23 protein-coding genes, 1 other RNA gene and 2 pseudogenes are annotated in these 22,928 nt (G+C 53.7%); 12 read left to right on the plus strand and 14 right to left on the minus strand.

Translation table 11 applies throughout. The features are described from left to right. Nucleotides 1-16: 16 nt before the first annotated feature. The 4 genes from DXY33_RS11305 to DXY33_RS12075 all read left to right on the plus strand — a co-directional run bounded on the left by DXY33_RS11305 (nt 17) and on the right by DXY33_RS12075 (nt 3,761). Nucleotides 17-2,035, plus strand: coding sequence for a Calx-beta domain-containing protein (locus tag DXY33_RS11305; protein WP_115132969.1), 2,019 nt, complete (start codon nt 17-19; stop codon nt 2,033-2,035). 84 nt (nt 2,036-2,119) lie between these two features. Beyond that, on the plus strand, nt 2,120-2,320 hold the full coding sequence (locus DXY33_RS11310) for an AlpA family transcriptional regulator (RefSeq protein ID WP_115132970.1): 201 nt from the start codon (nt 2,120-2,122) through the stop codon (nt 2,318-2,320). 197 nt (nt 2,321-2,517) lie between these two features. Beyond that, nucleotides 2,518-2,847, plus strand: a complete 330-nt coding sequence (locus tag DXY33_RS11315) for a hypothetical protein (protein ID WP_170951049.1) — start codon at nt 2,518-2,520, stop codon at nt 2,845-2,847. 167 nt (nt 2,848-3,014) lie between these two features. Continuing rightward, a complete protein-coding gene (locus DXY33_RS12075; RefSeq protein ID WP_136975466.1) occupies nt 3,015-3,761 on the plus strand; it encodes a class I SAM-dependent methyltransferase in 747 nt (248 codons plus the stop codon). Nucleotides 3,762-3,784: 23 nt separating this feature from the next. Here the strand turns inward: DXY33_RS12075 and DXY33_RS11320 are convergent. Beyond that, nucleotides 3,785-4,072 (minus strand): annotated as a pseudogene (locus tag DXY33_RS11320) (phospholipase D-like domain-containing protein); the annotation flags it as partial. A gap of 11 nt (nt 4,073-4,083) precedes the next feature. Here DXY33_RS11320 and DXY33_RS12890 point away from each other — a divergent pair. Then, nucleotides 4,084-4,272 carry an AlpA family transcriptional regulator gene (locus tag DXY33_RS12890; RefSeq protein WP_256377213.1) on the plus strand — a complete coding sequence of 63 codons (189 nt, stop codon included), beginning with the start codon at nt 4,084-4,086 and terminating at the stop codon, nt 4,270-4,272. Nucleotides 4,273-4,783: 511 nt separating this feature from the next. Further along, nucleotides 4,784-5,338, plus strand: a complete 555-nt coding sequence (locus tag DXY33_RS12080; RefSeq protein ID WP_136975467.1) for a hypothetical protein — start codon at nt 4,784-4,786, stop codon at nt 5,336-5,338. Between the two features lie 3 nt (nt 5,339-5,341). Here the strand turns inward: DXY33_RS12080 and DXY33_RS12085 are convergent, their stop codons facing one another. Beyond that, complete coding sequence (locus DXY33_RS12085) at nt 5,342-5,716, minus strand: hypothetical protein (protein WP_136975468.1); 375 nt, start codon at nt 5,714-5,716, stop codon at nt 5,342-5,344. A 77-nt stretch (nt 5,717-5,793) separates the two neighbouring features. Between DXY33_RS12085 and DXY33_RS12090 the strand changes: the two genes are divergently transcribed. Next, nucleotides 5,794-6,615 carry a hypothetical protein gene (locus DXY33_RS12090; RefSeq protein WP_136975469.1) on the plus strand — a complete coding sequence of 274 codons (822 nt, stop codon included), beginning with the start codon at nt 5,794-5,796 and terminating at the stop codon, nt 6,613-6,615. A gap of 75 nt (nt 6,616-6,690) precedes the next feature. Here DXY33_RS12090 and DXY33_RS12095 read toward each other — a convergent pair whose 3' ends face one another. After that, a complete protein-coding gene (locus DXY33_RS12095) occupies nt 6,691-7,134 on the minus strand; it encodes a hypothetical protein (RefSeq protein ID WP_136975470.1) in 444 nt (147 codons plus the stop codon). A 453-nt stretch (nt 7,135-7,587) separates the two neighbouring features. Between DXY33_RS12095 and DXY33_RS12555 the strand changes: the two genes are divergently transcribed. Next, complete coding sequence (locus DXY33_RS12555; protein ID WP_170951051.1) at nt 7,588-9,348, plus strand: tetratricopeptide repeat protein; 1,761 nt, start codon at nt 7,588-7,590, stop codon at nt 9,346-9,348. Nucleotides 9,349-10,113: 765 nt separating this feature from the next. Here DXY33_RS12555 and DXY33_RS11335 read toward each other — a convergent pair. After that, nucleotides 10,114-10,383, minus strand: a complete 270-nt coding sequence (locus DXY33_RS11335; RefSeq protein ID WP_115133048.1) for a hypothetical protein — start codon at nt 10,381-10,383, stop codon at nt 10,114-10,116. A gap of 65 nt (nt 10,384-10,448) precedes the next feature. Here DXY33_RS11335 and DXY33_RS11340 point away from each other — a divergent pair. After that, a pseudogene (locus DXY33_RS11340) lies at nt 10,449-11,700 on the plus strand (glycosyltransferase). A 31-nt stretch (nt 11,701-11,731) separates the two neighbouring features. Continuing rightward, nucleotides 11,732-12,490 carry a sugar transferase gene (locus DXY33_RS11345; protein ID WP_115132973.1) on the plus strand — a complete coding sequence of 253 codons (759 nt, stop codon included), beginning with the start codon at nt 11,732-11,734 and terminating at the stop codon, nt 12,488-12,490. 7 nt (nt 12,491-12,497) lie between these two features. Here the strand turns inward: DXY33_RS11345 and cbiB are convergent, their stop codons facing one another. The 5 genes from cbiB to DXY33_RS11370 form a co-directional block, all read right to left on the minus strand. Further along, nucleotides 12,498-13,517, minus strand: a complete 1,020-nt coding sequence (gene cbiB / locus DXY33_RS11350) for an adenosylcobinamide-phosphate synthase CbiB (protein WP_115132974.1) — start codon at nt 13,515-13,517, stop codon at nt 12,498-12,500. 119 nt (nt 13,518-13,636) lie between these two features. Continuing rightward, nucleotides 13,637-14,632: a ketol-acid reductoisomerase gene (gene ilvC, locus DXY33_RS11355; RefSeq protein ID WP_115132975.1), complete on the minus strand. Its 996-nt coding sequence runs from the start codon at nt 14,630-14,632 to the stop codon at nt 13,637-13,639. A gap of 62 nt (nt 14,633-14,694) precedes the next feature. Then, nucleotides 14,695-15,297 carry an ATP-dependent Clp protease proteolytic subunit gene (locus DXY33_RS11360; protein WP_006851781.1) on the minus strand — a complete coding sequence of 201 codons (603 nt, stop codon included), beginning with the start codon at nt 15,295-15,297 and terminating at the stop codon, nt 14,695-14,697. 53 nt (nt 15,298-15,350) lie between these two features. Beyond that, nucleotides 15,351-16,019, minus strand: a complete 669-nt coding sequence (locus tag DXY33_RS11365) for an ATP-dependent Clp protease proteolytic subunit (RefSeq protein ID WP_114988632.1) — start codon at nt 16,017-16,019, stop codon at nt 15,351-15,353. A gap of 24 nt (nt 16,020-16,043) precedes the next feature. Next, complete coding sequence (locus DXY33_RS11370) at nt 16,044-17,201, minus strand: PIN/TRAM domain-containing protein (protein WP_115132976.1); 1,158 nt, start codon at nt 17,199-17,201, stop codon at nt 16,044-16,046. Nucleotides 17,202-17,240: 39 nt separating this feature from the next. On the opposite strand from DXY33_RS11370, the gene hemW reads away from it, so the two are divergent. Beyond that, a complete protein-coding gene (hemW, locus tag DXY33_RS11375; RefSeq protein WP_115132977.1) occupies nt 17,241-18,446 on the plus strand; it encodes a radical SAM family heme chaperone HemW in 1,206 nt (401 codons plus the stop codon). On the opposite strand, the gene panB is transcribed toward hemW, so the two are convergent. Beyond that, nucleotides 18,358-19,173, minus strand: coding sequence for a 3-methyl-2-oxobutanoate hydroxymethyltransferase (panB, locus tag DXY33_RS11380; RefSeq protein ID WP_115132978.1), 816 nt, complete (start codon nt 19,171-19,173; stop codon nt 18,358-18,360). The two genes, hemW and panB, sit on opposite strands and share 89 nt — an antisense overlap. A gap of 43 nt (nt 19,174-19,216) precedes the next feature. Between panB and ffs the strand changes: the two genes are divergently transcribed. Next, nucleotides 19,217-19,314: signal recognition particle sRNA small type (gene ffs / locus DXY33_RS11385), an RNA gene on the plus strand. 41 nt (nt 19,315-19,355) lie between these two features. On the opposite strand, the gene ftsZ is transcribed toward ffs, so the two are convergent. The 4 genes from ftsZ to DXY33_RS11405 all read right to left on the minus strand — a co-directional run bounded on the left by ftsZ (nt 19,356) and on the right by DXY33_RS11405 (nt 22,902). Further along, entirely contained in the window at nt 19,356-20,465 is a 1,110-nt protein-coding gene (ftsZ, locus tag DXY33_RS11390) for a cell division protein FtsZ (protein WP_115008739.1), read from the minus strand. A 117-nt stretch (nt 20,466-20,582) separates the two neighbouring features. Beyond that, a complete protein-coding gene (locus DXY33_RS11395) occupies nt 20,583-21,428 on the minus strand; it encodes a cell division protein FtsQ/DivIB (protein ID WP_244276058.1) in 846 nt (281 codons plus the stop codon). Beyond that, nucleotides 21,416-21,826 (minus strand): hypothetical protein, encoded by a 411-nt coding sequence (locus tag DXY33_RS11400; protein WP_115132979.1) that lies wholly within the window; start codon nt 21,824-21,826, stop codon nt 21,416-21,418. Before DXY33_RS11400 ends, DXY33_RS11395 begins: the two co-directional genes overlap by 13 nt. A 23-nt stretch (nt 21,827-21,849) precedes the next feature. Next, nucleotides 21,850-22,902 (minus strand): D-alanine--D-alanine ligase family protein, encoded by a 1,053-nt coding sequence (locus DXY33_RS11405; protein WP_115132980.1) that lies wholly within the window; start codon nt 22,900-22,902, stop codon nt 21,850-21,852. Nucleotides 22,903-22,928 lie beyond the last annotated feature (26 nt).

Below are 22,928 nucleotides of genomic sequence, written 5' to 3' on the forward strand. Positions count from 1 at the left end.
ACGGCTCGCAGCTTCTATGGGTGTGATCCGCGGGAGCAGTTACTACACCACCATCTATGGTCCAAGCTGGAGCCAAGCAGCGACCGCTTCTAAAAACTTGGGTGGATATTTAGCTTCGGTAACAACAGAAGCTGAGTTCAACTTCCTTCAAGAAAATAACTTTAAAGGGTGGATTGGTTTAAGTGACCCAGATAACACGGGTCCAGTCAATGCTGATGGAAGCAGAGGCGGCTGGGGCAAACATGGATTTAACTGGGAAAGCGGTGAAGCATATAATTTTGAGTCATGGATGCAACCTGTTTTTAATACAGATGGAAACTATGTCCACTTCTGGGATGGTCATGGTGGAGGCGGAGATACTGACATGCTTGCAACAAATGAAATTCCACCTAATGCACCCTGGTGGGAGGGTAAAGGAATAGCCGAGATTCCCCTTTCCTACTTCTCGATAAGCGACGCAGAAGTCGAGGAAGGAGAAAAAGGAAAAATAAAAATTACGCGTACTGGTGGCACTTCAACAAAGCAAACACTGATCCTTGCAACTTCTGATGGATCAGCAGTTGCTGGAGATGACTACAAGAAGAAGACAAAAACAATTACATTCGCTGCTGGTGAGACTTCAAAGACCGTTAATATTGTCACGATCGAAGATACTGAACTCGAATTTGACGAAGCGATCACTCTCACATTAACCGCATCTTCTACAGACGCTGTGCCAGCACAGATTCAGAACGGATCTGCCACCCTCACTATCAAGGACTCACTTGACTCAACAAGAATTGAAGTAATTGAGTCTAGTGTTTGGGAGGGTGATACAGCGGAATTTACACTCAGAAGAATAGGAGATCTGTCAAAAGTATTCAGAACAGCTTACTACGCTTATGCCGGAAAATGGTGGGAAGATGAAATTAAGCAGGCTCATTGGGATAGGTATGAATATGCCTATACAGACATAGTTTTTAAATCTAATCAAGAATATGTCAACGGATATATAAAAACTTATGACGACGACGTAAAGCAGCAAGAGACAGAAGCATTTAATATTTTTGTGCAGAACGGAGATCGCTCTCTAGCTCAGGGGAGGGTACTAATTTATGACGATGAAAGCAAATCTAAGCCCACCAGAACCCTTGAAAACGACAATCAATTCATCATCAATAACACGATAAACATCACCTACAATTATTATAACTCCAACAACGCAACGACCACCGTCAATTCCAACAACAATCTCAGCAGTTGGAACATCTACCGCGTTGATCAGACCGTCAAAGCCAGAGACATTGTTGGTCAGTGGTTCTGGGACGCCACACCCATCAGCGCCTTATCCCAGGACGTCACTGACACCAAGTTGATGGACGTGATTGAGAAGACCTGGAGCGACAAGGTCCAGATCAACCGCGTCGTTCAAGCCAAACAAGGTGGCGGTGAACTCGTCCAGGGCAGGCAGCTCAACAAGAGCGCCTGGGACGGAGTGCCTAAAGGCTCTGTTCTCAATGGAAGTGCCGGCGGTGAAACCCTCAGGGGTCTTGCCGGTTGGGACATTATCGATGGCGGTGATGGTGATGACCTGATCCACGGTGGGAATGGTCGAGACATCATCACCGGCGGTGCTGGCTCTGATGAGCTCCACGGTGACTTCGGCTGGAACACCTACAAAGACCAGCGCGATGGCTCCATAGACCTGATCGCGATTAAGTCCGATCAACACCTCAACAACTGGTGGTACGGCACCTCAGGCAACAGCCCCAACGGCGAGAAAGCCGACTTCATCGAGGGTCTGGATGCCAAAGACCAGATCAAGATCATTGGTGTCTTTTCCCAAGACCTCTCTTTTAAAGAGAATGTCACCGCCAGAGGGGTATCCGGCATCGGCATCTACGCCAAAGGCGCCTTGGAGGCGATCTACACCGGAGGCAAACTGAGCACCAGTCAGATCCAAAACATGACGACTGGAGATGGCTCAACAGCAGCGATGAACAACCAGATGTGGAGCTATTGGGGTGACAATACGGTTCCTCCTATGCAGACCTAAGAAGTAACAGGGCTACGAACAGCTACTCAGCCCTGGCTTGCTTGAAAGAAGAGCTCTGTCATCAGGACTCTTCTCTCCTTCGCCATGCCATCAGGCAATAGAGCTCAACCTCGTTTCTTGCGCCTCGCAGAGGTGCTGGAGATGACAGGGATGGGTAAGACCTTCATCTATGCCCGTATGAAGGACGGAACCTTCCCCAAGCAGATCCAACTTGGTGGTAAGTCGGTTGTCTGGAGCGAGCAGGAGGTCATCAAGTGGATGGAAGACCGCATGGCATCCAGATGACCCAGTTCAGGGTCGTTCGTAGGCGTTCGTGGACTGCCGCGAAACGGTCGTAGGGTAATTAGTAGGGTATTTCTCGACGATTTCGGAAAAATCGTTCGTAGGCGTTCGCTGAAGTGCGTCAGGGTCTGGGATCGACTTTCACCCTCTCCGTTCTGAGTAAGTGCCGTTAGGACCCTGAAAGTCCCAAACCCATTGTGGTGGAGGTGGATGCATGTGATGAGGCGCGTGTGTATGGCTACGACTTATCGGGCAACAAGGAGCTGAAGGGATATGCGATTGAAGGGATCGAGCTTGTGGGAACAGACGGCGTTGTGCTGTTGACGGATGGAGAGAAGAAGGGACGGATTGAAGTGGGTGGAGGAGCAGGTGGATTTGGTTTGGCGGTGAAGGTGAGAGCAGAGGAGGCGTTGTCGGGTGATGAGGCGTTGATTTTGGAGGTGGTTAATGAAGAGGCGGTGCGCACATCGCTGCTGTGCATTCGAGAGAGTAGCTGTGTTATGGAGCTGTTCATTGAATTTGTTTCTTAGGTTTGTCGATTGGCTGAGTAAAAGACTGAGTTTTTCGAATCGATTTTTGATTAGGGTCAAGCACCTTGGATAATTTATCGGCATTGATCTCCATTAATCTACATAGAAAGAGGAACTTCTACATTTGTAAGTATATGCTATAATAATAAAGTCTATTTTCTGCAGCGATGAAAAGTCTGGATTCTATTGGTATTAAGCATAACACTGACAAAGCTTCAATTGGCAGACTTGAGCCTAATGGTATTAGAGCAGGAGGTCATAACTACTTGCCGGTATATTCATCATTTATTCAGGGTTTAATCAAAGAAATAACATTGATTAACGGAGCTGAAATAATATTGCTCGAATTAGGGGTTGGTCCAGTTTGGAATGCAGGGGCTTCTGTTAATATGTTTCGCGAGTACATGCCTAAAAGAACACGGATAATAACAATTGACAAAAACAAGAATGCACTGGAAAGAGTTAGTGATAAAAGTATTGAAACGATCGAAATGGATTTATCCAATACTTCCCTTTTGAAATCATTTTGCGAATCAAAGAATTGGCATATCGTTATAGATGATGCATCTCACCAATGGAAAGATCAAAAGGACTGCTTTTTGACTATATTCCCATCTATTTGCGAAGGGGGTATTTATATAATAGAAGACATCCACACATCATTTGGGGTAGATTTAAGAAAAAAGCATAATCTAGCAAATGAAAATCAAACAGAGGATACATTTTCATGCATGCTTGACTTGAGTATGTTCGTTGCTAGTTCTGGAAACTTTCTGCTGCGAGATCTTAGGACAAATTGGGCTAGAAATGCTATTAATCAGATTGGTGGTATGATCAGGTCGGTAACATTTATAAATCATGCCTGCATAATTGTAAAGAAAAATGCATCGAATACATACCTTGGTTGTAAATAAATTTATGTAGCAAGCCTAAATTTTTAACGCTCCCCTCCTCTCGCACTTCTCTTGGTCCCTCTCCAGCCCAGCCCAGCCCCGCATCGAATCTTTTGATGGTCGAGGTTGCGTTGAATGTGTAGTGTTATTCCTAGTTCAGCAGTGTCCCAGAGGCGATCCATTTCACGGGTGAAGTGTTTGGCGAGTTGAGGTGAGTGGATCACCAGCAGGGTTTCGTCGTTGGTGTGAGCAGCAGAGGGAGACCAGTTGAACGAACCTGTGATCATCGTTTTGTTATCGATCACGGCGAACTTGTGGTGGAGATTGTCGCCTCAACTCTTATTTGCTCTCGATAGACCTGTTCGGAAACTCTTGGGTTCCTCTCACGCTCTCGGGTCTGCCTCGGATACGCCGATTTGACCCCATGAGGGACGGGACCTTCCCAAAGCAGATCCAGTTGGGTTCCCGCACGGTCGTCTGGAACGAGCAGGAGGTCACCAAATGGATGGAAGACCGCATGGCATCCAGATGACCCCGACGGGTGGGGGACCTAAATACCTCAGAACTCTCTGTTGGCAGGGCACTCATCAGTGCTCTGCCTTTTTTTGTGCCCTGCGGAACCTTTCTGATTGCGCACGACGCGAAATGCTCCAGACCGATTCCCATCGTGAGATGGGTTGTTCAGAGTCGTTCGTAGGCTTTCGTGGACTGCCGCATCCTTTTGGTGTAGGCAATGGTGTAAGAAATCCAGACGATTTCGGAAAAAACGTTCGTGTTGCTTCGCTCAGGTGCGTCAGAGAGTGAAATTGATAAACACTCTTTTCCTTAGTAGATACATGCCTGAGTTGATTAAATAATATACTTTCAACAATTTCGGCCAAATTATCGTCACGTTTAATTCTAGGGTGAACCCTCACAGCCACCGCCAAAAACATATTCTAAATTTGTTAGTTCCAAAAAGATATTCTTACTAACTGGCCGAAGCACGAAGAAAAGCGAAAGTGTGCTATTATGGCAAGGATGATTTTAAATGAAAAATTAAGGTGAAATTTATAGCTCCGTTTTCAACACTAATTCTCTCATTTTTAGTTCTTTCTAGCAGTGCTAAAGCAGGTATTTACGACGCCCTCTGCGGTGGCTTTGAGTGCAGAGTAACTGTTACTCCAGAAAAAATCATATCCCCATATGGAGTTATTCCACCCAGAAGGGTGACAAGCTGGGGCGGCGCAGGTGATAGTTCTACATCAGTTGGTACAGGAGTTGCTACGACACTTGTTCTTGGACCTGTAGGGCTAGTGGGTTTCTTCGCAAAAAATCATGATTTCGACTTTATTGTTAGTGGATACAACGAAAAAGGTAAGAAAACCTATCTACAGATTCAATTTAAAAACAATAAGCCTGCAAAGAAATTTGCATCAGAAATGTTTCAAGTAACAGGACTAGGCATGGGGGAAACTAGATCTGCTGAGGAAATCAGGAGACATGAAAAAGGGCATGACCAGGAAAGCTTATACGGTGAAACAAAGAAAGCATCGATATTAGTTCTAGAGGAAGATAGAGATCGAAAGGAGTTAGAGCCTACAAGATTCAAGAGATAGGGCTTAACGAAGGATCAAAAGATTCAAATAGTTATTAAATCTCTCTGCAGATTTGTTATTTTTGAATCTTACAAAACCTGTTCTTATTCCGTACCCGTCATCAAAAGAGATTGCAAAATCTACGTCACCTACTTTTTGATTGAATCTTATTAATTCTCGCTTTCGTGAGTCATAAACTTTTATAGATTCAATATCCTCCCTGTTGATTACGACCAGCTCTGTAGGGAAATTAATAATGAGCTTGTCTTTCCTTATCTGTGGATGGCAAACCTCATATTTGTTGGCAATTGTGCAAAGAGCCTCGATTTTAAGCGCAGAACCTTGGGTTGAGTCACCCATATTTGCCGAAGCATTCTCAAGGCTAATTATTGAAGCCATGAATGAAGCGCACAAGAATGCTCTAATTGGCTTGCGGACTAAAAGATGATAGATTCGCATTCAGTCTCCGGAAACCCGTGAAGCTTAGCTCAGCTTTTCTTTCTGTAGCAATTCTGGCATGTCCCCAAGCTGGTTTTGCACAAACACTTCCAGACGTCCTTATATCTCAAGCAAGAGGGGAGAGAGAAACCACTTCTAATAATTCACAAAGGTCTTCTGTTTCTTCTGAAAACGAGCAATCTGCCGAAGATGCTTTGAGAAGCATCAGATTTTTAACTAAAAGTAAGTTTATAGTGATGCCTGTGTTTGATAAGTCAGGTTCTTCTCAACAGTATGGTTCAGCTGGGGGGGCCGTTACGACAACAAATGAATTCGCTACAGAGGTTCTTAATGACACAATGAGGGAATCTGGAGCTACGACAGTTTCGTGGTTTAAAGTAAATTCTGCCATGAACAAAAAGTTTGGGCAAACGGGTCTTAATAGAGCTGATTTGACAAATGATTCATTTATACCTGAGCTAATGGAAATTGGTAAGGGTATGGGGGTTAAGTACATTATTAGACCTGTTATTCTAAATATGACTGACTCAAGCAGCACCTCTACTTCAGTAAATCCTGCTGTTATGATTCCCGTTTTTGGAGCTTTTGCTGGTAACAGAACCAAAACAGTTCAATCGGCTACCGTAACAATTAAAATAGATATTATAAGTACTCTTGAAGAAGATATTATTGGTGCTCGAAGGTTCGAAGGTGCTGTTAGAGATGCAAAGACATCTTCAGGATTTTCTTACTCATATGGGGGATCAATGTCGACTGGAGGCATGAGCGCAAGCGCTAAAGGTGCTCTTTACGATGCTATTTACCAATCCGTAGATTTTATTTCCAGCAAGGTGGATTAAATAAATTATGCTGACTACAATGGTCAGTGACTAGAACCAAGGACTGTCAAGCCCTTGGTTCTGCTAGAAATAGCGTTAATTAATCTCTTCTTCTGCATTATTTCTTCTAAGTGCTGCAAGCATGGGATTGACGTATTGAGAATCATTAAAATTCACAATTAACGACTGCTTGTCTCCAAAATTGTCTCGGTAATTGATGCTAAATACATGTCTGTGTACCACTTTCTTGAATAATAAGCCAATGATTCCAATTCTGGCAGCAAGTTCAGTATCCATTTTTAACTTGGAGGAGTCTGTATAGTTCCAGGCGTTGATTTTGTTGTAATTAATACGAGTTGCAGTTCCTCTCGTGAACCTTGCGGATAGTGACCTTCTCATGAAGCTGATGTTGCAAGTCTCTTCCATTTGAATCTGTGAAATACAGTTTGCGTTAAGATAGAATTGTTGGGACAATGCAGGATTAACTGGCAACAATACAGAAGTTGCAAAACAGAGAGAAGCGAGTAATTTTTGTTTCAATTTAGCCGTGAATGGTTTTATTAATTCAATTTAGCATGCACTACTTTGTTTTTTTGTATGGTTTCAACTTTTTGGTTCGATCGCAAGCAAATAGACACAGTCCCAGTTCAGATCAATGACTTCTGTATTTGTTAGATCTGTGCACAACCCACAAGACTAAGCGGGGATGAATCCATTCCTTTTTGCTTCTGAGATCGATTGGCACCCTCTTGATCACCTCTACCAAGCGCCTCCTCCTGGACCGGCACTTTCGTCTGTACTAAATAAAGTGCCCAGGTGCCTGGTTCTACAGATTGAATCGCACTGTGAATCATGGATTGGTATGGATGAGCGAACCCAACCCCGTACATTCAAGGCAAACTTGATCGTCAAAAGACTTGATGTGAATATGGGCTGGTGAGGGCCTGAGATAGCCCTTGAACGACATAAGATGATTCAAGAGTTATGTAGCGAATGTCTAGATTTGGAAAGCCTCAAAGACATATAAAAGGTATCCAGCAAGATGCGAGTAGATCACGATCAGAAGAGGCATTCAAACAATCAATCATTGAATACCAAAAAGGGAACCTTGAAGGTGCAAAGATTGGTCTAGAAAAAACTTTGCAAGCTGACAAGGCAAACAGCTTTGCCCTTGGATTCTTGGCAACGGTTGAGAAAGCACTAGGCAATAATGAAAGAGCCTTAAATCTATTTAAAAGATCAACAGATATTAGCCAAAATAATTCAGATATTCTTCATAATTATTCAATTCTATTGGTGGAGAAAGACCCAGAAAAAGCCATTAGCCTCTCGAACCAAGCAATCAACATCTCACCCGCCAACAGCAGTTATCTCGAAAGGAATGGATACCTAAAATGGCAAGCTGGCGACCTAGATGGTGCCCTTGAGGCAACGCTAAAAGCAATAAGACTTAATCCGTGTTCTGTTGATGCTCATATGAATATGGGCGGCATCTGCAAAGATCTCGGCAACCTAGATCAGGCTCTTGCATCTACTCTTAAGTCACTGGAGCTCAAACAAGATAACCCAACTGCTCACATGAACCTAGGCGCCATCTACAAAGATCTCGGCAATCTTGATCAGGCTCTTGCATCTACTCTTAAGTCACTTGAGCTCAAACAAGATAACCCAACTGCTCACATGAACCTGGGCTGTCTTTACAAGGATTTCGGCAATCTTGATCAGGCTCTTGCATCCACTCTTAAGTCACTAGAGCTCAAACAAGATAACCCAACTGCTCACATGAACCTGGGCTGTATTTATAAAGGTCTTAGCAACCTTGATAGCGCTCTTGCATCCACTCTCAAATCGCTAGAACTTAAACCTGAAAACCCCGATGCGCATCTTAATTTAGGTGAAATATATTTTGAATTGGGAGATCACCAAAAAGCAGAGAAAGAGTTTGTTTTAGCAAAAGACCTGGCAAATCAGCAAAAAGACGCTGTTATAAGAGGAATCGCGGCCTGCAGATTTAGCAAAGGAGATTATAGTAGTGCACTTGAGCTTATTAAAAATCTGCCTGTCACCGAAAGTATGTGGAAAAATAATACGACCCCAAAAGATGCTGAAATAAAGTCAATTGTTGTTGCAAAACTAGAAAGTGAATATTCCCGCAATTTCGCAAGAGGAGCAGTCAAAGTTTCAACAACAGAAGAGAAAAAATCTCTTATCAAAATCACTTATAGAGAAGTTGAAGATGAATTGATCGCCGAGCTCTATGCAATCCGAACCCGCAAGCTCTCGCAGACCATTGATGCAAGAAATGGATCAGGCTTCTGCACTGATTTTAAGCTGTTATCCCACAGTTCCCCGCAAATCAAAAAGCTTGAAGCCGATTTGAAAAACATAATAGAAAAATTTCTCAAAAAAGAATGCTGCTCATTAAAATATGATTCATTTTTCAATATATTCAAAGCAGGCTCGGGCACAACTCCTCACCGACACCTCGGTTCTCAGGACAAAAAATTTAATTTATTCAGGCACAAGTATAGCCTTGTTTACTACATAGATCCTGGCGATCAAAGCTGTGATCAGCCGGGAATATTAAAGATGTATGAACCAGAGATCGAGATTTTGCCCAAAAAAGGGATGATATTAATAGTACCTGCAACACGAAGGCATTCTTCTTGCTATGGCGGCGCAAAAGATAGATTGATGATTGGCGTGAACTTTTATGCCTTCGATGCTAGCACTCAAGAAACTGTTAGAAGCTAGATAAGTATCAACAAATGGAATCTTTAAATGATTTTCCGGCCAATTACAGTTCCTTGTTTTTTGGCTACATAGATTGAATCCTGCTGAGAAGCGTTGACTGGGTGGATACCGCCAAATCCTCTGCCTTCATCCATCCAGGGCAGCGATCAACCTCAGCTTTTCTCCTATGCCAATGACCTGAGGGTTATCGACCAAATCCTGATCTTGACCGTCCAGCCTCAACCTGACTCAGAGTGCACCGTTTTTGTCCCTCGCGCTTGGTGGCATCTTCTCCATCTTTCTCCCTCGCACGGTCGTCTGGAACGAGCAGGAGTTCACCCCGTGGATGGAAGATCGCATGGCGTGTATATGACCCCCAACGGGTAGTGGACCTAAATATCTCAGAACTCTCTGTTGGCAGGGCACTCATCAGTGCTCTGCCTTTTCTTGTACCTTTCGGAACCTTCCTGATTGCGCACGACTCGAAATGCTCCAGACCGATTTCCATCGTGAGATGGGTTGTTCAGGCTGGTCCGTACGCGTTCGTGACCTGCGCATTCATTTGGTGTAGGAAATCCCGACGATTTCGGGAAATAAGTTTGTATTGGTTCGCTAAGTGCGTCAGGGTCTGGAGTCTGCTTTCGCCCACTATGTCTTTATTGATCGTTGAATAAAGAGATTGCTTGATTAAGAGTTAATTGGCCAAGTTGATTAATAGCTTTCTGCAAACTACTAGAACTTTGAACGTATCCATTTGGCCTTTTGGTGGAGGTGCCGGTGCTGTTTTTATGAATGAAACAGCAGAACTAGCCCCTGTTCAACTTGATGAAATTCTCGTTCCTCTCGGCTGAGGTCGAGCCCAACATTGAGCCCTTCTTTGAGTGCGTCCTCAAAGGGCGGTGTTGATGGCGGAGCGCTCTCAATCCAGAGTGCTGCTATGCCTACCGCTGTGGCATGCCAACGGAATCGGCTCGTTGTGCCGATGTCCGGTTCATTCAACGCCTCCTCCAGGAGGATGTTGATGGTGATGTTTGTGCTGGACATGTGCACCAGCATCGTGAGCTTGGCCTGCTCCTGCAATGAGCTGAGAGACTTCGTAGTGTTCGCTTCATCCCGGAGGGATGTCCTCGGCTTCGGATCACCTCCCGCAGCGCATCGCTCTGGTTCATGAGTGGTTTTCACCTCGTTCTGTCGGTGGTGCAGAACAGGTTGTTCAAGAGGTTGATTCTCTACTGCGCAGCCTCGGCTTCGAGCCGTAGATGGCGGCCCTGATTGACGCCGAATCTCGACAGCCGGGTAGTTGATTGCACGGACGATTCGTCCTCACCAGCCCGATTCAGTGTCTGCTGTGGGGGTGCTGCCTTGTGCAGCAGTATCTGCTGCTGCTGCCCTTTGCCCTCGAACAGGTCGATCTTGGCGCTGTTGAGCTGGTGATCAGCAGCAGCCACCTGGTAGCCAAGGGTGTGCTGGTGGCTCCTGACCAGCTGCACATCAGTTATGTGCACACACTCGTGCGTTACGCCTGGGACTAGTTGCACGCTTATCTGCAGCGTTCGGCGCTGCCTCGGCGTGGTCTGGGCCCCTTGATTCGATGGCAGTTGCATGCTCTGCGGCAATGGGACCACCTCAGTGCTCAGCGGGTAGATCACTTCATTGCCAACTCCCGTTTCACGGCGCGTCGAATCCGCAAGTACTGGGGGCGGGAGGCCAGCGTGATTCCCCCCCCCCCCACACACACACACACCCCCGCGTGCAGGTAGAGCGCTTTCGCTGGAATGCCGATCGATTCGACGTCTACCTCTGTCTGTTTCATTTGGTCTCATGCAAGCGGGTGGATCTTGTGGTGGAAGTCTTCAATCGCTCGGGTCTACCCCTGCTTGTGGTGGGGGATCGTCCGGAGAAGGCGCGATTGAAGGCTCTGGCTGGTCTCAGGCTCACCTTGCTCGGCCGTCAGTCCCAGTAGCAGGTGGAAGAGCTCATGGCCTGTTGTCGGGCATTTGTTTGCGCAGGCCTGGAGGACTTCGGCATTGCTCCGGTGGAAGCAATGGCGTCCGAAGCTCCGTTGATTGGGTTGGGGGGGGTGGTTTGTTGGACACGGTGCGTTGTGCGGCTGCCGGGATTTCTGAGCCGACTTAGGTGCTGTTCCCGAAACAAAGCGTCGAGTCGTTGGTGCAGGCCTTGGAGTGGTTTGAACAAGAACGCATTTGGCGTTCTCTGGATGCAGAAGCCATTCGTGCGTGGGCCGAGCGCTTCAGACCGGAAGCCTTCGTGGCGCGCTTTGAATCGGCTCTGCAAACAGCCTGGAGCGCTCATCAGCGGGGCTGTGCCGTTGCAGCGAGTGACCCTGCTGAGATGTCAGGGCTGCACCTGTGAAGTTGAGTGTGGTGAGTCCCAGGTTGAGCCTTTGACCTCGGCCTCCCGGCCATCCTTGATTCAGTCTGCAGGGCGTGCAGCTCGCCGTGGCAAGTACAAGCCGCACCTTGCGCTGATCTCAGCCCCGCCATCGGATCTGTCGACTGGCACGCTGATCCGCCATCAGAACCGTTGGGGCCGAGTCTTTAAGCGCACCGGAGACATTGTTTTTTCACTCGCCGTACTCAGCGTCGGTTCACCAGTGTTGCTGCTTCTGGCGGGATTGGTGAAGCTCAGTTCACCGGGGCCTGTGTTTTACGTTCAGCGTCGGGTGGGCAGGAACTACCAGCGTTTTGGCTGCATCAAGTTCCGCACCATGCGGGCTGATGCGGATGCAGTTCTTGCGCGTGTTCTGGAGGCAGATTCCTCGCTCTGTGCTGAGTTCGAGCGTGACTTCAAGTTGAAACGTGATCCCCGAATTACTCCCCTGGGCCGTTTCCTGCGCCGCTCGAGTCTTGATGAGCTCCCACAGTTCTTGAATGTTCTTCGTGGGGAGATGAGCGTGGTCGGTCCACGCCCAATCGTCGCGAAAGAACTCGTTCGTTATGGCCCTTACATGGATGAAGTTGCCTCAGTCCGCCCTGGCTTAACCGGCCTTTGGCAAGTGAGTGGCAGAAACAACTTGAGTTACAAGAAACGGGTCAAGCTTGATCTGGCCTATGCCCGTGGTCGCTCTTTTGGCCTGGACTTTGCCATCATCCTGCGCACATTTGGCGTGTTGCTCCTGCCGATGGATCGAGGTGCTTACTGACTTTTGCTCAGCGGCTCATTGCCCATTGGATGATCCCAAGACCACTAAGCCAGACGATCTCCAGTCGGCTTGATGCCTTGAGAACAGCTCTGACCAAAGACTGGCTTGCCGTTGGTTGGCCAGCCCCAAGCATAGGTTTCTGCACCAAGCGCTTTCCATACCTGTTTTCGCCTCCAAGTTGGATCCCGATGCACTGGGCGTATATCGCTTCTGAACGACCTGCATTGGGCGATGGATCAGCAGACCCATCCCGCTCTGCCGCCTGCACCCGTTGCACCCATTGCGTCCAGGGTGGGCAGACCAGGGGCAGCGTCAGCATGACCATCCGACAGGGCAGCCAGGTGAGCAGATCATCGAGGCGAGCGCCGGCTGTCCCTAACCAGCGAAGTCGGCCGCTGCGGTACCCAAGCATGGAATCCAGCGTGCTGCTGGCCTTGAAGCCCCAGGCCAGCGCCAGCGGACCAGGACCAGAGGGCACGACCATCCACAGCAGGGCACCGATCCCCATCCAGAACAACGGTGCGAACACGCCATCCACAGCATTCTCTGAGGCTGTTTCAGCTGCGGCCCTAAGTAGTCCCGTGCGATCCAGACTTTGAACGTCTCGTCCAACGATCCAGCTCAAGTTCCGGCGGGCTGGTTCGAGATCCCCCTCCGCCGCTGATGGCAGCGCATCCACCACGGCGAGCACGCTGTCCCTGAGGCTGCGAGCCGCCAGGGCGCTGGCAAGGCTCAGGGTCAGTATCGGAACGCTGAGCCATCCCCAAGGGGAGGGAAGCCACAGCAGCCGCTCCAGACACCAGCCCGTCAGGACGCTGCCAAGCACCAGGATCAGGCTGATCAAACCTCCCCCGATCCGCAGCTTGATCGGATGGTCCCCCGCCCATCTCTCGACCCAATGGCGCAACTGCTGAATGCTCCAACCCATCACCACCACGGGGTGGAGCCACCGGCGCGGGTCACCGATCAGCTGATCAAGCAGTGCTGCCCCAATCACCAGCAGGCCTCCCAACGCTTCTGAGTTCATGGGAGGGGCGTGGCCAGAAACCAATAAAAATCCCCGTTCTGCACCGTGAGGGCAACAGAGCGGGGGATGAGGTGAGTGATGGTGTCTGATGCCACCGGCTGTTCAGCGCTTGCGCTGGATCAGGCGTCCTTCAGCCAGCTGAACATCGAGCGCAGGCCTTTGCCCACTTTCTCGATCGGATGCTGGGAATCACGGTCGCGCACCTTCTTCATTTCTGGCTTACCGGCTTCGCATTCGGCCACGAAGTTCCTGGCGAAGGTGCCGTCCTGGATGTCTGCCAGAACGCGCTTCATCTCGGCCTTGGTGTCGGCGGTGATCAGACGGGGGCCGCTGACGTAGTCGCCGTACTCAGCGGTGTTGGAGATCGAATCGCGCATGGAAGTCAGTCCTCCCTTCACCATCAGATCCACAATCAGCTTCACCTCGTGCAGGCACTCGAAGTAAGCCAATTCGGGCTGGTAGCCCGCTTCTACGAGGGTCTCGAAACCAGCCTTCACGAGTTCGGACAGACCACCACACAGCACAGCCTGCTCACCAAACAGGTCGGTTTCGGTCTCTTCCTTGAAGTTGGTCTCCAGGATTCCGGCACGGGTGCCACCGATTCCCTTGGCGTAGGCCATCGCCATGCCGCGGGCGTTGCCGGAGGCATCCTGTTCGATGGCGAACAAGGCGGGCACACCCTGGCCGTTCTGGTACTCCCAACGCACGGTGTGGCCAGGGCCCTTCGGGGCGATCATCACCACATCCACATCGGCGGGGGGCTTGATTAGCTCGAAACGGATGTTGAAGCCGTGGGCGAAGCTGAGCACCTTGCCTGCACTCAGGTGGGGTGCGATTTCCCTCTCGTAGACGTCCTTCTGGAATTCGTCGGGCAGAAGGACCATGATCCAGTCGGCCTTGGCTGAGGCATCGGCCACGCTCAGCACTTCAAGGCCGTCCGCCTTGGCCTTCTCGGCGGAGCGGCTGCCGTCATAGAGGCCCACTACCACGTTCACGCCTGAATCCTTCAGGTTCAGAGCGTGGGCATGACCCTGGGAGCCATAACCAATGATGGCCACGGTCTTGCCGTTCAGCAGACCGAGATCGGCGTCGGAGTCGTAAAAGAGCTGGGCCATCCGGGGCGGGCTTGCGGAACACTGCAGTGGACGAGCTTACGCAGCGGCCTGCCCCGTTCGGTTCAGGCCTCGTTCGGATGGGAGATGACGCGGTCGATTAGGCCGTATTCCTTGGCTTCTTCGGCGCTGAGGAAGTAGTCCCGGTCGGTGTCCTTCTCGATCTTTTCAAAGCTCTGGCCACTCATGTCGGCCAGGGAGCGGTTGAGCATCTCCTTCATCCGCAGGATCTCCCGTGCTTCGATCTCGATGTCACTGGCCTGGCGACGGCTGGTGCCGCCGAGGGGCTGGTGAATCATGATCCGGCTGTGGGGCAGGGCGACCCGCTTGCCTTTGGTGCCAGCGGCGAGAAGGAAGGCACCCATGGAGGCAGCAAGGCCAACGCAGATGGTCACCACTTCGCTCTTGACGTACTGGATCGTGTCGTAGATCGCCAGTCCAGCCGTGACGGAGCCGCCGGGGGAGTTGATGTACAGGTAGATCGGCTTGCTGCTGTCTTCCGAGTCCAGATAGAGCATCTGGGCCACCAGGCTGTTGGCGATGCCGTCATTGACCTCAGAGCCAAGGAAGAGGATCCTCTCCACCCCGAGACGGGTGTAGATATCGACCCAGCGCTCCATCTGGCTGCCGGGTAGGCGGTAGGGAACGCTGGGGGTACCGATCGGCATGGTTCAGAACGTTGATGAAGGAAGGGCAGGAGGGTTGGGTCTGATGCCGTCGGTCAGACGGGGGGATTGCCAGGGAGGTCCTTGCGGCTGCTGAGCACGCGGTCGATCAGTCCGTACTCAACGGCTTGTTGAGGGGTGAGGTAGCTCATCCGGTCGGAGTCCTTGCTCAGCTCCTCCACAGAACGACCTGTGTTGGTGGAGAGGATCTCGAGCATCGCCTGCTTGTTGTGCAGCACTTCTTTGGCCCGGATCTGGATGTCCGTCGCCTGGCCGCGGGCGCCGCTGCGGGGCTGGTGCAGAACGATGGAGGAGTGAGGCAACGCTGCCCGTTGACCTTTGGTCCCTGCCGAAAGAATCACTGCCGCCGTGCCCATGGCCTGGCCGATGCAGATGGTGTGCACCGGAGGCTTCACATAGCGGAGGGTGTCGCAGATGGCGAAGGCTTCGGTTTCGAACCCGATCGCATCACCCGAGTACCAGCTGGTGCCAGTGGAGTTGATGTAGAAGTAAATCGGCTTCTCTGGGTTGTCGAACTCCAGATAAAGCAGCTGAGCAATGATCAGCTCAGTCACATCGATGCCCATCTGACGCTTGGCGTCGTCGTCAGAGAACAGGGGCAAGCCCAGGTAGACGATCCGCTCCTTGAGCAGGAGTGAGGGAAGGTCAGGAGGTGGTGTGCGCATCACGGCGCTGTCGCCGTAGTACGGGGCCGAAGTTGTCATCTCCACCATCGCGGTGGGGCGAGCCTAGCCGGGGTCATCGGGCTTGCGGTTGCTGGTTTTGGCCGGTTTTCCCTGACTTTTCGATTTGGATGAGGGCTTGGTGTCGGTTGATGCATCGTTCTCGTCCAACCGTGCGAATACCATGCGCCCGGTTGGGGTTTGCAGGGCACCGGTCACCACCACAGGTTTGCGTTGGCCGATCAGCGATTTCGCCTCGTTGACCACCACCATCGTTCCGTCATCGAGGTAGCCGACACCCTGGCTGTCCTCCTTGCCCTCTCGCACGATCTTGAGTTTGAGCTCATCGCCTGGTTGCACTTCAGGCCGCAACGCGATCACCAGCTCACTCAGATTCATCACCTTCAGGTCTTTGACCTGGGCCACCTGCGCCAGGTTGAAGTCTGCGGTCACCAGCGTGCCGCCGGTGTCGGATGCCAACTGCAGCAATCGGTCGTCCGTTCCCTTGCCGTTGTAACGGGTGCTGTTGATCACCAACCGCCGCCCGTAGGTTTCCCGCAGATCCTTCAGAAGCTTCAGGCCACGTCGGCCCTTGGCCCGCTTTTCGATGTTGGTGGAATCCGACAGCTGCTGCATCTCATCGATCACCGATTCGGCAACGATCACCTGCCCTTCCAGCAATCCGCAGGCGAGCATGCCGCGGATCCGGCCATCGATGATCACGCTGGTGTCCAGGATCTTGGCCGTGGCGGGGGTCAGCACCCCATCAGCCACCAGCAGCGCCTCCGTGCTCGCGGGATTGAACAGGCGCAGCAGCGTGCGGCCGTGAACTTCCGCCAGGTTGCTTCCGAGAATTCCAAAAAAGACATTGCTCACCACCGCCAGAAGGGGTTTGAGCAGAACAATTCCTCCGGAGAACGGAAGCAGCAGAACAGGCAGCAGCAGCAGGTTGGCCACCAGCAACCCCAGGATCAGGCCGACAGCCCGGCTCACCAGCAGATCGGTGGGCATGGTGCGCACCTGTTGCATCAGGCGCACCCGCAGCTTTTTGAACACCAGGCCGGCGATCAAGCCAATGCCACCGCTAGCTGCGCTGAGCTGGAGACGCAACTGTTCAGCATTGGTGGTTGCACTCACCAGGCCGTCGGGCAGCAAGTGAATCCCCATCCACCCGGCAGCTGCACCGGAAACTACAAACAGAAGCAGGATGAGCGGATCCACCATGGGTTCAGGTCGTGGCAGCTCGATCCGGATGCCAGAAGCATGCCTTATCCCATCCCGCCCCGCAGCGCCTACCTCCACATTCCCTTCTGCCACCGGCGCTGTTACTACTGCGATTTCGCAGTGGTTCCCTTGGGGGACCAGGCCCGCGCTGACGATGGGCCTGGCAGTCGCTCGATCCGTGAGTACCTGAGCCTGCTGCATCGGGAAATCGCCTCTGCCCCAGGGGGTCCTCCCTTATCCACCGTGTATATCGGCGGGGGAACGCCATCGCTGTTGTGCCCCGATCAGATCGGAGCACTGATCGATGCCTTGGCCAACAAATTCGGTCTTCAACCGGGTGCGGAAATCACCCTGGAGATGGATCCGGCCACCTTTGATGCCGCGCAGTTGGCCTCCGTTCTGGCCCATGGCGTGAACCGCATCAGCCTGGGGGGGCAGAGCTTTGATGATGCTGTGCTCGAGCAGCTGGGGCGTCGGCATCGCCAGAGCGACCTCCATGCGGCGATCGACTGGCTGGTTCTGGCCTGGCGCGATGGCGCGCTTCGGTCCTGGAGTCTCGATCTCATCCAGAACCTCCCGGGCCAGACCCTGGCCGGGTGGGATGCGCAGTTGGATCAGGCCATTGCCAGTCAGGCTCCCCATCTCTCGATTTACGACCTCTTGGTGGAGCCGGGCACGGTGTTTGATCGCCAACGAACGCTTGGCCTGTTGCAGCTGCCGGAGGACGACCTGGCCGTTGCCTTGATGGAGCGGACCACACAACGGCTGTCGGCTGCTGGACTCAGCCGCTACGAGATTTCCAACCATGCCCGTCCGGGCCATGCCTCCCGTCACAACCGGGTGTACTGGAGCGGTGCCGGCTGGTGGGGTTTTGGCATGGGAGCGACATCAGCACCCTGGGGGGTGCGTTTGGCGCGACCCCGCACCCGCGCCGCCTACGCGGAATGGCTGGATCATCCTCCTGAGGAATCAGTCGCCGAGGCTGGGCTCCCTCTGGATGATCAATTGCTGGTGGGTCTGCGGCGCCGGGAAGGGGTGACCCTTCAAGGTCTTGATGCCGACGCCCTTGAGCACCGCTGGCAACCGTTCGTTGAGCGTGGATGGCTGCAGCAGCGGGCAGGCCGTTGGTGCCTCACCGACCCCGAGGGCATGGCCCTCAGCAATCAGGTGCTGATTGAGGTGATTCTGTGGTGGGAAGAGTGTTGTTCCGGGTCTGCTGGACCCAACCCTTCAACGCGTCGATGAACAGGCGGCGGCCATCCACCAGCGCTGGGCTGAAGGGAGGTTGTTTGGCGGTGAGCCCCAGCAGGTCTGCGGTGACGCGCACCTGGCCGTCGCAGCCGTCGCCTGCCCCGATGCCGATCACCGGGATGGTCAGGGCCTGCTGCACCCGGCACGCCAGCTCGGCAGGAACATGTTCCAACACCAGGGAGAAGCAGCCCTTCTGCTCGAGGGTGCGCGCCTGATCAACCAGGCGTTCCTGGCTGATGGCGTCCGTGGCCTGGCGCCTGTACCCCAGGCGATGCACGGCCTGGGGGGTGAGGCCCAGATGCCCCATCACGGGAATGCCCATGCGCACCAGACGGTCGATTACGGCGACAACCTCGGGTTCCGCCCCCTCCAATTTCACCGCCGCTGCGCTGGACTCCTTCAGCAAACGCCCTGCAGCCGCCACGGCGCGGTCTTCGCCGCACTGGTAGCTGAGAAACGGCAGGTCACAGACCAGCAGGGGCTGGTCGGCCGGCATGGCCGTCAATCCCCGGGCCACCGCCTGGGTGTGATGAAGCATCTGGTCCAGGCTCACCGGGAGTGTTGTGGCATGGCCCAGCGCCACCATCGCCAGTGAATCACCGATCAGCAGCACATCTGCACCGGCGGCCTCGGCCAGAGCTGCAGAGAGGCTGTCCCAAGCGGTGAGCACGGCGATGGATTGGCCCTTCTGCTTGAAGCGGGTCAGATCAGAAGGACGCATGCAGCTTCAGAACCCCTCGGGGGCTCATTGCTAGCATTCGGCCGATTCGGGCCCATGCGGCTCTGACGCCTAAATCTGGTCAGGACCGGAAGGGAGCAGCCACACGGGATGCTCAGGGCAGGCGTGGGTTCCGGGTCACCACATTCAAGTGAGCTGTCAGACCGCGTGGCCTGACAGCGATCTCACAAGCTGCCGTTGTCCTGTTGCTGACGGCGACGCAGGAACTCAGGAATGCGGGCGCCGTTCTCTTCGGGCTCCCCACGATTCAGCATTCCGGGCACGGAGCGGCTGCGCTCGCTGCGGTACGGCTGCTTGTTCTCGAAGCCTGTAGCGATCACCGTGACGTGGATTTCCCCTTCGAGGGCCTCATCCACCACAGCGCCCACGATGATGTTGGCTTCGGGATCAACAACGTCGTAGATCACCTCGGAAGCAGTGGTCATGTCCTCCAGGGTCATGTCTTTACCACCGCTGATGTTGATCACACAGCCCTTGGCGCCATCGATGCGCTCGGTTTCCAGCAGCGGGCTTGCAATCGCGGCTTGGGCTGCTTCCACGGCTCTTGAGCGACCGGAACCGATGCCGATGCCCAGCAGTGCTGTGCCTGCTTCGGTCATCACGGAGCGAACGTCAGCAAAGTCAACGTTCACCAGGCCCGGGCAGGTGATGATATCGCTGATGCCTTTGACGCCCATGCGCAGGACGTCGTCCGCACTCCGGAAGGCTTCCTGAAGGGGAGCTCCGCCGATGGCATCACGCAGGCGGTCGTTAGGGATCACGATCAGGGTGTCCACGTGTTCCGCCAACCGAGCGATGCCTTCGTCGGCCTGACGCATGCGACGACGGCCCTCGAAGCTGAACGGCTTGGTCACGATGCCCACGGTGAGAGCACCGACTTCACGGGCGACTTCAGCCACCACTGGTGCTGCACCAGTCCCCGTTCCACCGCCCATGCCAGCGGCAATGAACACCAGATCGGAGCCCTGCAGTGCATCGTGCAGATCCGTGCGGGATTCCTCAGCTGCCTTCTGGCCGATGGTGGGGTTGCCGCCGGCACCCAGTCCGCGGGTCAAGGTCTGCCCCAACTGCAGCCGTTGCTGGGCCTGCGACTGGATCAGGGCCTGGGCATCGGTGTTGAGAACGCGGTATCCAACCCCCTCAAGGTCGCTGAGGATCATGCGGTTGACGGCATTGCTGCCGCCACCCCCAACGCCGATGACCTCGATGCGGGCGGACTGGCTGGGCTGGATACCAGCTGCCGTGAAAGACCCTGAGCCGCTCACCATCTCCATCGTCGAGGCAGAACCGTGTGGTTGCGTTGCATTATGTCCCTGAAGCCTTGTCTCGGCTTCAAGAGATCACAAACCCGGCGCTGAGGTTGTGGTCTCCAGATTTTCCACCCGAAGATTTCAGGGTTCAGTTTTGGGCTGCTTGGGGGCGGGGGGCGCCGGCAGTTGCAGTTCCGGGCGGTCCGGATTGCTGAGATCAAGGCTGCTTTGATGGGCTCCGCGCAGGTGCTTTGGAAACGTCTTGTTCAGATGGAGGATCGTTTCGATCTGGGCATTCAGGAGGGCCGGTTCACCACCGAGATCAATCCGGCCCAGCTCGGTGGTGATGAGACTGATGTTGCCGTTGGGATCAAGCATGATGGCTTTCAGCATCCCGCCGATGCGATTCCGTTGTTGCAGCAGCGCAGCGACCTGACCGCGTTGCGGGGCATTCCATCCCCGCACCATGATGTCTGTGAGCGGATCTGCTACGGCGTCGCTCAGGGGAATCCATCCACCTGCGGCGTTGAGCAGCCCCCGTTCCCGTCCAGTGGGTCCACGACGCTCAGCGCGTGCGATGGGAATCTCCGGCTTCAGGCTGATGACGAGGCGAGCGGGGAACATTCGGCGCTGCACGTGAGCGCTGTGAACCGGTAATGCCCCGACCAGGTGTTGTTCCAGTTCCCTCGGACTGACCTCCAGCAGGGGTGATGGAAAGCGCAGCTTGGCCGCCTCGATCACCTGATTGGTCTCAAGGGCAGCACCACCCGTCAGGATCACTGCCTCAGGGCTCCGCAGCGTCCAGCCATGGCGCAGCAAGATCCAGCTGAATCCGCCACTGAGCAGCAGCAAGGCCACAAAGCGCCAGAGCTGAAGCAACAGGGTCTGGCGGCCCTGCCGGCGTAAGTCCCGGCGCCGAGCGACCTGCGCGGAAACCGGCCGTTGGGAGGATTTGTTGTTTCTCGAAACCCGGCTCACAGGTCGCATCGGGCCCGTGCCATCAGCTGCTCACCCCAGTTGCGCGCGCGGTCGGCATCAGAGAAGGGCACATCCATCTGCAGATCTTTGCCGATAAGGCGCAGCCGACAACGCCCCTGGGATTCATCGGTGAGGGGCGCATCACCGGACGCCAGCGACATCAGCTCCACAAGCTCGAGTTTGCAGACGTCAAACGAGCCCTGATCCTGAAAACTTCCCGCCTCGAAGCTGCTCCAGTGCAGTTCTCCGTCTTTCAGACGGGCACCACCACAACCATCGAGCTTGGCGAGTTCGGAGCCTTCGGCCCAGGTGCGAAACAGGTTTTGGCGCCGCCGTTCCAGCCATCCGAGCGATGCCAGCAGCACAAAGGCCAGCAGCAGAGGAAACCAGAGCAGTCCGTGGCTCATGGGTTAGGCGAAGGACGCTTCGTTCATTCTCCTGTGGTTTGGATCAGTTTGTGCACCAACTGTTCGAGTGTTACGCCGCTGGCCGCCCAGAGCATCGGGAACATGCTCTGGGCCGTGAAACCAGGCAGGGTGTTGATTTCGTTGATCCAGAGCTGATCGTTGGCGTCGTCGTAGAAGAAATCCACCCGACCCATGCCGTTGACGCCCACGGCAGCGCAGGCCTGCAGGGCCTGGGCGCGGATGCGGTCAGCTACTTCATCCGGCAGAGGAGCGGGAATCAACGTGGTGCTACGCCCTGCGGTGTATTTCGTCTCGTAGTCGTACCAGTCCGCATCAAAACGAACCTCACCGATCACCGACGCTTCGAGCATGCGCCCCCCCAGGACGGCGCATTCCACCTCTCGGGCGTTGACGCCCTGCTCCACCACCAGCCTTGGATCGAGCGCTGCAGCCTGATTGAGGCCTGCTTCCAGTTCTTGGCGGGAACGCACCTTGCTGATGCCCACCGAGGAGCCGAGATTGGCGGGCTTCACAAAGCAGGGGTAGTTCAGTTCGCGTTCAATCCGATCCATGAGGGCCGATCGGCTGATCGCGTTCTCGAGTTCGGACGCGTGCAGGGCCACATAGGGCACCTGGGACAGCCCGGCGCTGGCGAAAGCAGATTTCATCGCCTGCTTGTCCATGCTGACGGCTGAGCCGAGCACGCCGGCACCAACGAACGGTTTGCCGGTCAGCTGGAACAACCCCTGAATGGTGCCGTCTTCTCCATTGGGACCATGCAGCACCGGGTACCAGAGTTCGACCGCATCACATCCCTCCGGGAACCCCTGGAATCCTGATGGGGGCAGAGGTGGGTTGAGCTCCGGTGCGGTTTCGGAAGCCAGGGTTGCTTCGGACAGATCTGTTCCCCACCAGCGACCATCACGGTCGATGTAGATCGGCTGCACCGTGTATCGCTCTCGGTTCTGCCCGCTGCGCAGGCCTCGGACGACGGTCGCCGCAGATCGGATCGACACGTCGTGCTCTCCAGAGCGGCCTCCAAAGACGAGCCCGACCGTGATGGGACTGGACGGCATGAATGCGGCGACCCTTGAGCGGTGGG

Origin of the sequence: Synechococcus sp. N26 (assembly GCF_900473975.1) — a bacterium.
Classification (GTDB): Bacteria; Cyanobacteriota; Cyanobacteriia; order PCC-6307; family Cyanobiaceae; genus Parasynechococcus.